Consider the following 11,364-nt stretch of genomic DNA (forward strand, 5'->3'; position numbering starts at 1 on the left):
CGGTCAACTTGCTTTCGGACGCTCCATTGGTTGAGACGCGGTTCCCTCGACCAGTGGTTAGCAGCGCCTCTCAAGTGCGACTGCAGAGCCGCCGAGTCCCCTGAGTGAACTGCTGTCCGGCAACGGCCAATGACTTTTTCCAGTCGGCCGGAACTCAATTTCCCGATCGTAGTTAAGCTCAACGTAATAAACCGGTCGTCGCCTAGGGCGACGACCGAACCGAGGAAGACTAACATGGTCCAGGCCAATGAGATGAAAGAGCATGCACGCCAAGCGGCGGAGCAACAGAAGGAAGCTGGCGCCGGGCGGATCGACGAGATGGCTGACGCGATCCATAGCGCTGCCCATGAGCTGGAGAAGCAATTTCCACGAAGTGCTGACTACGTTCACGACGCCGCGTCACGTCTGGAAGGCACAGCCGCTGCACTGCGTAAACGCAGAGTCGAGGATCTGGTTAAAGACCTTGGCGATTTCGCACACACTCAGCCTGCGGCGTTCTTCGGCGGAGCCATTCTGGCAGGGATCACTCTCGCGCGGGTTCTGAAGAGGTCTCCCGGCCCTCAGAAGCACGGCGGAACGCACCCCTGACAGGAGAAGAAAATGACAACTCTCGGACATAGCCGGTCCATTCCGGACATATTCTCGGATGTCGTGTTGCAGTTCACGACCCTGCTTCGAAAAGAAGGACAACTTGCCCGCAGCGAGATTTCGGAGAACATAGGCCGTGCTACGGCCGGATTGAGCCTTGTGATTGGCGGCGCTGTGCTGCTCATTCCGGCGCTGGTCATACTGTTTCAGGCCGGCGTCGCCGCTTTGGCGCCGGCACTTGGAATCACAGCCGCCGCATCGGCCCTGATCGTGGGCGGCATAGCTTTGGTGTTGGGTCTTATCTTCCTTCTCGTGGGCATGAACCGGCTCAAAATCAAAACGATGATGCCCGACAAGACCATTCACCAGCTTCAGCGGGACGCATCCGTTGCAAAAGAACAAGCGAGGCATCGCCATGACTTACACAGAGCAGCTTGAGCGCGAGACGGAGCGGACACGCTCGCAGCTCGTGGACACACTTGACGAACTGAGGGCCAGCGTCACGCCTGGCCAAATTCTGGATCAGTTCAGCGACTACGCCGGTCGAGGCGATGCCGGTGAATTCTATCGTGGCCTGCGCCATCAGATGGCAAGAAATCCGCTGCCCGTCACCTTAATCGGAGCCGGAATCGCTTGGCTGATGTGCGCTGGCCCGGCAAACGGCAGAGCCGCCGACATTGGCACACGCCCCAAGCCCGAAGGCAGCGACCTGGACCGGATGAGTGACAAGATTGGGGGCGTCGCCGACTCAGTCACGGAAGCTGGTGCGGCGGCCGGTTCCCAAATTAGGGATGCAGCTGGGCGCCTGGGCGCAGCCGCTGGGGAGAATGCTCAATCGGCGGCAGCATCTATCTCAAGGACGGCATCCTCGACTTATGACGCGGTGGCCGACAGCACCAGCCGAACAGCGATGGCGATCGGCGGTTCGGCACGAAGCCTCGGCCATGGCCTCGCATCGACCACTCAGAGCCTGCTGAATTTCTGCCGCAATGAGCCGCTTGTCCTGGCGGGCATCGGCCTGGCAGTCGGCGCGGCAATCGGTGCGGCTTTGCCGCCCTCGGAAGTGGAAGATCACCTGATACGCGATAAACCAGGCGGTGCGACAGAAGACCCACGCAGTCCGGAACCCGGCCGACATCGCCAGTCCGGAGATGGTACTGAACAACCCACTCCGTCCGGCGAGAAAGAGGTTGCCGCTAAGACAAAAGAAGAAGGAAAGGAGCCAGCAAGGCCGGCCGTGCCCGCGGCAGCGGCAGAGCCAGACACGGCCAACAAAGCAGCCTCAAGAGAAAACACCGCGCGCACACCGCAGGCGAACGAAGAGCACGACAAAGCAGGGTGATGACAACGACTGCCACCGGCCAGCCGGAGAACCGCTCCCTTCACAAGAGGGATTTCACTCCATTTTGGGTTCCTGCGGCTACTCTGGTTCTGCTGGCGTTCGGATTCTCACCACGTCGATACGCCGCTCCAGCTGCTGCGCCGCTGCATGAGGAAAACACTGACGCTGGCCAGCAGTGCCTGACCAATCGGTTCGCAAGCTGGAGGAACATCCTTCTTCGCGTTAAGACGGGCATCACAGAACACCGCGTGTTTGCCATTGCTGCGGGAATCGCTTTTTACACCATCCTTGCCATTTTCCCTGCCATTGCCGCACTGGTCGCCGTCTACGGATTGTTCGCCGATCCGCAGACTATTGCCTCACACTTCGACCGCATCTCAGGCTTGCTACCCGCCGGAGCACTGGAAGTTATCCGCAACCAGATGCAGCACATCGCCTCGCAGCGAAGCGGAACTCTTGGGCTGGCATTCATAATCGGTCTTGCCGCCTCGCTGTGGAGTGCCAACGCCGGCGTTAAGGCACTCTTCGATGCCCTTAATATAATTTATGGCGAGAAGGAGAAACGCGGCTTCTTCCGCATCAATGCGGTTTCTTTGGCCTTCACGATGGGCGGGATCGTCCTGGGGCTACTGGCAATCGGCGCTGCCGTGGCGGTCCCAATCCTGTTGTCGTTCGTCGGACTGTCTGGGGCGACGGACCTGCTCATCCGAATTCTGCGCTGGCCTGTGGTGCTTGCAATCGTCGCGCTCGGCTTCGCCCTCCTCTATCGTTTCGGTCCGAGCCGGCAGAGAGCGCCATGGCGCTGGATAAGTTGGGGCAGCGCCGTCGCGGCACTCGGCTGGCTGGTCGGATCGTTTCTGTTCTCCTGGTATGCGGCCAGTTTCGGAAACTATAATGAAACCTATGGTTCGCTCGGCGGGATCATCGGTTTCCTGATTTGGATCTGGATTTCTTCCATTGTCATCTTGGTTGGCGGCGAGCTCGACCATGCAATGCAAAACAGTAACGCGCGCTTCAACAACCCAGACTCCCCACCATTCCGCAAAAAGGCTGCGTCACCTGTCTTCGATGTGAAATCGACGAACGACCGGCGCCAAGGGTAGCGGTAGCGGCAATGTTTCAGCGGCAGGAACCATTCCATGGTGGGTGAGTTCGGCGTGTAAACCAAGTTCCGAGAGTTCCGAACATGCCAGAACTTGATCAATCAAGGCAGAAGGCTATTGCCGAAATCGTGCGGCGCTGGAGTGGCACGGAAATCCTGCGCCGGCACCTGCGCAAGCTCTTAAACTGGCAGGTGGAGCCCGAGCTGCCCCCAACATTGCTTCATTGGCCGATGAACTTGATGAAAAAAAGACCCGATGCCCAGCCGGAAGATACGCAGCGTTGAACGCTCTGCCCCGATGACGCGACGATATGACATGGAAAGAACGCCTGAAGGCACGTGGGACGTCATCGACGTGTTCACCGGCATGCCTGCCGTCGAGTTGGGCGTTCCGTTGATCGACATGCCTGTCGAAGAGGCTGATGATCTGGTCGAGCTTCTCAATTTGCGCGACAACAAGCGGCGGCGAGGCTAGGCAAAACGGAAATGTGCCTTGTCACCCGAGCGGCCCGGCGTCGAGGGGTCTGGGGGACTGGCGCCGAGCCTAACCGGTACGGGGTACTTCACCGGCTGCTTTAATGTGCTCTTAAGCTAATGTAAGTGCAAACGCAAAGACGCGACGGAGGTCCCGTCGATCCCTATTCACCCGGCCTCTTGGCTTGGCACATTCCGAACGTTGATTTCGCTTGGTGAACCATTGACCACTTAGGTTTCTCCCTTGAGGAGGAGCGATGAGGCTGCAAGCAGTTTGCGGGCCCGTGGCCACCGCCAACGAGTTGGTCGAGGCGGCGATCCGTTTCATCCCGGTTGGCAAGCATTGTCTCGGGTCAGGGACACCATCGCCGCAGTTCGTAAGGCCGGCCCCGTCCTAAGAGAGTCCGACTGGAATTGGTCGAGATCATCATGAACTGAGCGACGGTTCACGGTCAAATAACTCTGTTAATAAGTATCTTATTACCGTTTGGCGTCATATCGCCCGAATGAAACGTCAGTACCGATAGGCAACTTGGCTTGGGGGATTCGATGAACCGGTTGCTTGTTGGCGCGGCAGTGCTTGCCGCGAGTGTCGTGGGCGCGGATATTTCTGCCGTCTCTTATATTAGCAGAAGCGCAGGGATAGTAGTGTTCGCGCAGGAGAGCCGGGGCTCTTCCGCGGCCACAGGAACATCTGCTGCCGGCTTCGGGAATGGCGGCGCGGCACTGGGATCAGGCGCACAGCCGGCAGGTGGCACGCCAGCGTCGGGCACTGCGGCGCCGGCGGCGGGAGATGCAGCATCAAGTGCGGCAACCGACAGTCCGGATGCTGCGGCCAAGGTTGGCGCCAAGCCCGCGGATGCCAAGGCGACAGATACCAAGGCTGCGGATGCCAAGAGCAGCGGCAAGGCGGCCAAGACGACCGACACGGAAGCCGCCCCCGAGGCGCCGGCCGCCGCAACTACGCTAGCGACCACGACCACGACCAGCGGCGATCCAGAAGCCATTGGCACGCCGAAGGTGGATCTGCCGAAGAGTTCGGGCAACGGCAATCTCGGCTATTCCATCGGCATCGATGTTCCTGCCTTCCATGGCATCGAGCCGCAGATCGCGCTGAACTATAACTCATCCCGCAAGAGCAAGCTTGGTGGCCTTTATCAGGGCTGGCTCGGCTATGGATGGGGGCTCGATGGTCTCGATGTCATCGAGCGGGCCACGCCGGGCTATGGCATGCCGGCCTTCGATGCCAACGACATCTACCTGCTCGACGGCCAGGCGATGGTTGCCTGCGTGGCTGGCATGGTTTCGCCGTCGTGTGCGACCGGCGGCACGCATGCGACCGAGAACGAGAGCTACCGCCGCGTTGCGCTGAACAGCAGCACCAATGAATGGAGGGTGACCGACAGGGATGGCACCGTCTCGACCTTCCGCTCGGTAGCGGCCGTTGCCAATTTGACGCCAACCGCCGGCACGCCGGCCTATGACCTTGCCATGAGCTACCGCTGGCTGCTGACCTCGGTCGCCGACACCAACGGCAACAGCGTTTCATACAGCTACACCTGTCCGGCCAGCCCGGTTTGCTATCCCGACAGCGTCAGCTACAACGGCACCATCGTAAAATTCTACTACGAGACCCGTCCCGACCTGATCCTGATGGGCAATGGCCGCGACATCTCTCTGACCAGCCAACGCATCAAGACGATTGGCATCACCGTTAGTGGCGCGGTGCGCGGCGCCTATAGGCTCACCTATGACCAGGCACCGTTCTCCAACGCCTCGCGGCTGACCCAGGTCACCCACTACGGCACCGATGCAACAATCGCCGTCGATGGCACCATCGGCGGCGGCACCGCCAAGGTGCTCGGCCAGATGACCTATCAGAGTACCGATGGCGTGTATGGGACGGTGACTGCTTCACTCGGTTTGAGCTTAGGTAGCGTCGCCGTGCCAAGGCATGTCGGTGATTTGGATGCCGACGGCCGGGACGAGATTTATGGCGACTCCATCCAGCGCGTAGACCTATGTACCCACAATCAAGGTCCTTGCCCTGCCTTGCAGCGAACCAAATACATATACAAATTCAATTCGAATGGTACACAGGCTGGAACGGCGTCTCTGCTTCTAGATAATTTACGAGGTTGGGATTCAGATCCCAACCCCCCGACGTATTTCTCCGAGCCCGGCCGTTTTCTGGCGAGCAAGAGCACCTTGGATTTCGCCGACTCGGCCATCCAGCCTTTTGTCAATGGGGCTACCGGTCAAGTTACCTACACGGCAACCAAGTCGATCATCAAGACGGATGCCGCGCTGGGGCTGACCAAAGCTGCCTGCGTACCGACTGGCTACCAATCCGTTTGTGATGCGCTGCCTGTTGCTCCACCGACGGCGTCTGCATCCATCGTGACCGACGTGGATGGCGATGGCATTGATACGCTCAACGTCGTCGGTGGCAGCTCGCCAAAAATAGTAGTCGGCGTTGGCGATTTTCTCGGTAATGGTCGGCAGCTGCCGCTATTCTGGGGTAGCGGCGGAACGGCAAGGAAGGGAGCGCTTTCGAACGGCGTTTGGCAGCCCAGCGGAACGTCATTCGGGATCAGCTGCCCCGCACAGGGATCCGGGGGCTACGGCACCTGTGTCTTTGCCGACCTCAACGGGGACGGTGCGACGGACGTCTTCCGCTACAATGGCAACGATGACAGCGTCGGGCTTTGGCTGTCGACCGGCATTGGTTTCAAAAGCTACACCATGTCCTCGATGGCGGGAACCTCTGCCATCCTTCGCGATTTCGACAATGACGGGCGAGCAGATGTCATCACGATTGGTGGCACGGTGACCACTCAGCCGGACAGGACCGGCACGGTCAGGATCTTCTCGTTGCGCCCCTCCTCGACTTCGATGATTCCGGTGCAGTTCACGCTGCCAGCTGGGATGACTGCCGGGACTGTGGTTGGCGACTTCAACGGTGATGGCTTGCCGGACTTCACTAACTACACCAGCATGATCATCTCGAACGCCGGCACCGGCAATCCGAACCTGCTACGTTCGATGGTGACGGAGCTCGGCGGGACGGTCGCGGTGGAATACACGCCGTCGTCGACCTGGACGAACAACTACCTGCCGCAACTGGTGCATGCGGTGACGAAGCTGTCGGTGAGCGACGGCCGTGGCCAGACGGCGGTGAGCACCTACAGCTATGCCGGGGGCAAGTACGATCCGGCGGCGCGCAAGTTTTTGGGCTTCGCCTCGATCGTCGAGACCAGACCGTTGGCCAATGGCGAGACGGCGCCTTCGAAGATCGAGACCACCTATCGGCAGGATCTGGCAAGCTACGGCCTGCCGTCGCTGACGGTGTGGAAGGATGGCGCAGGCGCCGTGCACAAGCAGGTGGCCGAGACCTATGCGGTCAACACGGCGACAAAACCCTACACGGTGCAGAACACGGCAACCGACACGACCCCGACCGAGAACAGTGTCGTGCGCAGCCTGCGGGTCGAGCGGCTGTTCGACGCCTATAACAACATCACCAGTATCAAGGACTATGGCCGCACCGATGTCACCGGCGACGAGACGTTTACCGAGCGCTTCTTCTCGCCCAACACCAGCGCCTACATCATCTCGGCCCTGATTGCCGAGCGCACGCATGCCGGGCTTACCGGCACGGATCCCTATGTCAGCTACAAGCACAATTATTATGACGGCAACACCACCGATGTCTGGGCGGTGCCGACCAAGGGCAATCTGACCCTGGCCCAGATCTTCAGCGATGTCACCGTGGGCAAGACGGTGAACCAGTATTTTGCCTACGACAGTTTTGGCAACAGGATCGCGGCCAGTAACGACCTCGGCCACAGGACCGAGTGGGATTTTGATGCCACCTATCACCTCTATCCGGTGACGCAGCGTAGCCCCCGCTATTTTGCCACCGGCGGCCAACTGGCCGACACCCGCTTCGTCTCGATCGCGACCTACAATCCTGTGTGCGGCCTTCCCGCGACCAGGACCGACTTCAACGGCCCGGTGAAGACCTTCGCCTACGATGCCTTCTGCCGGCCCTACCAAGTGTCGCAGAGCGTCACCGGCGCCTATGCCAAGACGCGGTTCGAGAACGAAGCCAATCCGGCAACACAGGCGCTGGTCAAGTACACGCTGTTGCCCAACGGCGCCGGCGAGGATTTTACCCGCTCTTATTATGACGGGCTCGGCCGGGTCTATCGGGTGGAAACCCCTGGAGAGACGGCGGCCGGTGCAAGGCGTATTGCCGAGACCGACTACGATCTTCGCGGCAATGTCTTGCGCACCGCCTTCCCGCGCTTTGTCGGCGATACGGCGCAGTGGACCACCAACAGTTACGACTGGGCCGACCGGCTGACCCAGACGGTCAATCCGGATGCCAGCCAGCGCACCTACCTTCATTTCCTCACGGACACAATTGGCACGCCCAACCCACGACTTTACGCAGTAATCCTGACCGACGAACTTGGACATCAAACCAAAACCTGGTCGACGACGCGGGGCGAAATCGCCGGCATCATGCGCGACCAGGTCCAGGGCGGGCTGAACCTGACGGAAAGCCGCGGCTACGACCTCCTCGGCCGACTGATCGGCGTCACCGATCCCGGCGGCTCGACCTGGGCCTACACCTACGACATGGTCGGCAACCGGCTGTCGGCGTCGGATCCCGATCTCGGCAACTGGACCTATGTCTACGATGCCGCCAACCGCCTCATAAGCCAGACCGATGCGCGCGGTACGGTCACGACGCTCGCCTATGACCAGATGGACCGGCTGACGCTGAAGACGGCAATCGTGCCTGGCGGCGGCCCGGTGACGCTGACGCAGAACACCTACGACCAGGCGGCATCAGGCTATTACAACATCGGCCAGCTGACCCGCTCGGAAAACGCCGCCGCCGTCCAGCTCTACAATTATGACGGTCTCGGCAAGGTTGCCCGTCAGGATGCCACCATCGCGGGCATCACCAACACCACGTTCAACGTCCACGACGGCTCCGGCCAGAACGTATATGTCCAATACTTCCCCGTTCAGCTCGACTTCGGTTCGAACACCAACCACTTGCAGTACACCGCCGGCAACAGGCTCTATTCCGCTCCCGGCTTCATCACCTCGACCATCTACGAGGCTGACGGCCAGACCAAGGAGATCACCTACGCCAATGGCGTGAAGACCACCTTCACCTACTCTACGACAAGGCGCTGGCTGACGCGCATCACCACCACGCTTGGCGCAACCACAATGCTGGATCGGCAATACACGCGCGACAGCCTCGGCCGCATCACCAACATCGCCGGGCTCTCGGGCACGGGCCCGAACAGTTGGAACTATGTCTATGACAATGCTGACCGGCTGATTTCGGCCGACAATCTCGGCGACAACACGCTCGACGAAACTTATGTCTATGCCGCCAACGACAATATGATTTCGCGCACCCGTGTGGCCGGCAGCTATGTCTATCCCTCGGCGAGCGCAGCTCGTCCGCATGCGCCGATATCGGTCGGCGCCAATGCGATGGCCTATGACGCCAATGGCAATCTGACCTTGGACGGCAGCCGCACGCTGGTCTGGGACGAGGCCAACCGGCTGAAGACGGTCACGCGCGCCTCCAACACCGTCAATCTCGCCTACGGCCCGGACGGAGCGCGTGCCAGGAAGTCATCGAGCTTCGCCACGACGCTCTATCCCGACGCCAATGTCGAGATCGATCCGAAGACACCGGGCGCGGAAATCTACACGCGCTACCCGCATCCCGACATCAAGGTCGTCGGCACGACCAAATACTTCCTGCACCGCGAGCATCTGGCCTCCGTGCGCCAGGTCACCGACATGTCGGGCACCGTCGTCGACAGCACCAGCTACGCCACCTATGGCGAGAGCCTCAACACCGGCTTCCAGACGCAGAAGAACTACATCGGCGAACGTTTCGATCCCGAGACCGGGCTGCTGTATCTCAACGCCAGGTACATGGACCCGGTGCTGGGACGGTTCATCTCGCCGGATGACTGGGATCCGACAAAGGAAGGCGTCGGCACCAATCGATACATCTATGCCCAGAACGATCCCGTCAATAAGTCAGACCCGAACGGGCATGTGTTCGGAGATTGGTTTCATTCTAAAAGCGATCGAGATGCGGAAAACAAATCCAGTGGCGATGGTATGCAGTCTGCCGCAGACAAGCTGAAAGAGAATAGAAGTTTTATAAATAACTATATGGCAGATCAACTAGAGAAAGAGGCGGCACGCTATCGTGCACGAGTTGGCAAGACGACATCTGAACTGATGGGAATGGACTTTGCGCATCTTCTAGCAAATGTTCCGCCGATTGTTGGCGGTGAAATGCCAACGTCGGCCGCACCAACACTAAGCCTACCATCCACTGCCACGAATGCCCTAGCCGTCTTCGATGGAGAATTTGCGACGCAGCAAGTGCTCGGCACTACGACAACGCCGGCAGGTCGCACTATCATGTTCCATGCGGCCGATCGGATGGCCAATCCGCCGCCTGGCCGTGCTCCAATGTCTCCGAAGGAGGTTGACAGCCTCCTCGATGGAGCGACAAGTGTGATAAAGCGGACTGAGCATCCTGACGGTGCGACGCTGACTCTTCAGAATAGCAACATGCCTGGTAAACCACGAGCAGTCGTCGATGAAGCTACAGGGCAGAGGGTGATAACCGTTATTAATCGAAAGATTAGGTCAAATGAGTAATGCTGAGCTGTATTCAATGATATCAAAATTCATTTCCCGAACAGATGTAAGTATTGATATTGCTAACGCAATCGAGTCTTACATCGATGACAATTTTGGCGAGGATGAATTTATGAAGGAAACTGTTGAGATACTTGCCAGGTATAGACCCGGTGGCGGAGAGTTTCTTTTCGACACAGACTTTGTTTCAGACCGCCTTTCCAAAACAATTTCCTACTTGGATTCGAAATTTTCTCGAAAGTGACGTTTAGATCTGTGATCTGGAGTTGATCGTTTGCGGGAATCGCTGGCCGGCTGGTCAGAAATTACACCGCCATCTTCGATGCTCGTGTGCATGCGACATCGACGTGCGCCCGAGTCCCGAGCGTCTAACCGGTGCTCTGCTTGATCGCATCACCCACCACGTCAACATCCTCGAGCTGAACGGCGACAGCTATCGTCTCGCGCAAAGTCATGCCCGAAAGGCTGGCTGAAACCCCTTCAAAAATCGCCGCGCAGGCATCAGCCGAACGCCTCTTCGATGCGCTTTCTGATGCGCTGGCTGGCGGCATAGCCACAGTGGCGCGTGGTCCGGCGATCGATCGCCGAACGACGGCCGTTCGTGTTCTGCGCTACGTGTGGTGTCACCTTCATCGAGCGCAACTCGTTGACGAAGTCCTCTGCGTCATAGGCCTTGTCGGGGCTGCGTCGTCGACGCCGATGCCGATGAACCAGCGGAACAGGAGGTCGTATTCCAACCGCTCCATCAAAAGCCGTTCCGAGCGGATCGAATAGAACGCCTGCAACAGCATCGCCCGCAGCAGCTTCTCCGGCGGGATCGATGGCCGTCCGATCGGCGAATACAGCGCCGCGAACTCACGCTCTAGCGTCGACAGGGCTTCAATCACGATCGTCCGGATCGCCCGCAATGGATGATTGCGCCGAATCCGGACTTCAAGGTTCACGTAGCTGAACAGTTCGCCAGTTCGATCGTCGCCGCCGCGCACTCGTCGCCTCCGAATCCCTTCGGAGCCAGTGAATCATCGCTGCGGTCCGGTGGCGAGGGCCTTTTTCAACAGATGGGGTGATTGGGGTCTCGCCCGAGCCAAGGTGCGGGCGGCTGCTCCTGTATGGATGTTAGAACGTGGTCGCCTTG

Annotated in this window: 8 protein-coding genes and 3 pseudogenes; 9 read left to right on the forward strand and 2 right to left on the reverse strand. The window is 59.4% G+C overall.

Annotated features, from left to right (window positions below):
- Positions 1 to 234: 234 nt before the first annotated feature.
- From NKI20_RS12145 to NKI20_RS12185, 9 genes and pseudogenes are all read left to right on the forward strand, one after another.
- Complete coding sequence (locus tag NKI20_RS12145) at positions 235 to 588, forward strand: hypothetical protein (RefSeq protein WP_352830779.1); 354 nt, start codon at positions 235 to 237, stop codon at positions 586 to 588.
- A 12-nt stretch (positions 589 to 600) separates the two neighbouring features.
- On the forward strand, positions 601 to 1,026 hold the full coding sequence (locus NKI20_RS12150) for a phage holin family protein (RefSeq protein WP_023758514.1): 426 nt from the start codon (positions 601 to 603) through the stop codon (positions 1,024 to 1,026).
- Positions 1,004 to 1,930 carry a DUF3618 domain-containing protein gene (locus NKI20_RS12155; protein ID WP_352830781.1) on the forward strand — a complete coding sequence of 309 codons (927 nt, stop codon included), beginning with the start codon at positions 1,004 to 1,006 and terminating at the stop codon, positions 1,928 to 1,930. The genes NKI20_RS12150 and NKI20_RS12155 overlap by 23 nt, the downstream gene beginning before the upstream one ends.
- Positions 1,930 to 3,033: a YihY/virulence factor BrkB family protein gene (locus NKI20_RS12160; RefSeq protein WP_352830783.1), complete on the forward strand. Its 1,104-nt coding sequence runs from the start codon at positions 1,930 to 1,932 to the stop codon at positions 3,031 to 3,033. The genes NKI20_RS12155 and NKI20_RS12160 overlap by 1 nt, the downstream gene beginning before the upstream one ends.
- 83 nt (positions 3,034 to 3,116) lie before the next feature.
- Complete coding sequence (locus NKI20_RS12165) at positions 3,117 to 3,317, forward strand: hypothetical protein (RefSeq protein ID WP_352830785.1); 201 nt, start codon at positions 3,117 to 3,119, stop codon at positions 3,315 to 3,317.
- Positions 3,318 to 3,348: 31 nt separating this feature from the next.
- On the forward strand, positions 3,349 to 3,507 hold the full coding sequence (locus NKI20_RS12170) for a hypothetical protein (RefSeq protein WP_352830787.1): 159 nt from the start codon (positions 3,349 to 3,351) through the stop codon (positions 3,505 to 3,507).
- Between the two features lie 548 nt (positions 3,508 to 4,055).
- A complete protein-coding gene (locus NKI20_RS12175) occupies positions 4,056 to 10,229 on the forward strand; it encodes an RHS repeat-associated core domain-containing protein (RefSeq protein ID WP_352830789.1) in 6,174 nt (2,057 codons plus the stop codon).
- Entirely contained in the window at positions 10,222 to 10,473 is a 252-nt protein-coding gene (locus NKI20_RS12180; protein ID WP_352830791.1) for a hypothetical protein, read from the forward strand. Before NKI20_RS12175 ends, NKI20_RS12180 begins: the two co-directional genes overlap by 8 nt.
- A gap of 118 nt (positions 10,474 to 10,591) precedes the next feature.
- Positions 10,592 to 10,702: pseudogene (locus NKI20_RS12185) on the forward strand (ATP-binding protein); the annotation flags it as partial.
- Positions 10,703 to 10,733: 31 nt separating this feature from the next.
- On the opposite strand, the pseudogene NKI20_RS33715 reads toward NKI20_RS12185, so the two are convergent.
- A pseudogene (locus NKI20_RS33715) lies at positions 10,734 to 10,928 on the reverse strand (IS5/IS1182 family transposase); the annotation flags it as partial.
- Positions 10,913 to 11,215: pseudogene (locus NKI20_RS33720) on the reverse strand (transposase); the annotation flags it as partial. The pseudogenes NKI20_RS33720 and NKI20_RS33715, both read right to left, overlap by 16 nt.
- Positions 11,216 to 11,364 lie beyond the last annotated feature (149 nt).

Origin of the sequence: Mesorhizobium sp. M0830 (assembly GCF_040319965.1) — a bacterium.
In the GTDB taxonomy this organism is placed as follows: domain Bacteria; phylum Pseudomonadota; class Alphaproteobacteria; order Rhizobiales; family Rhizobiaceae; genus Mesorhizobium.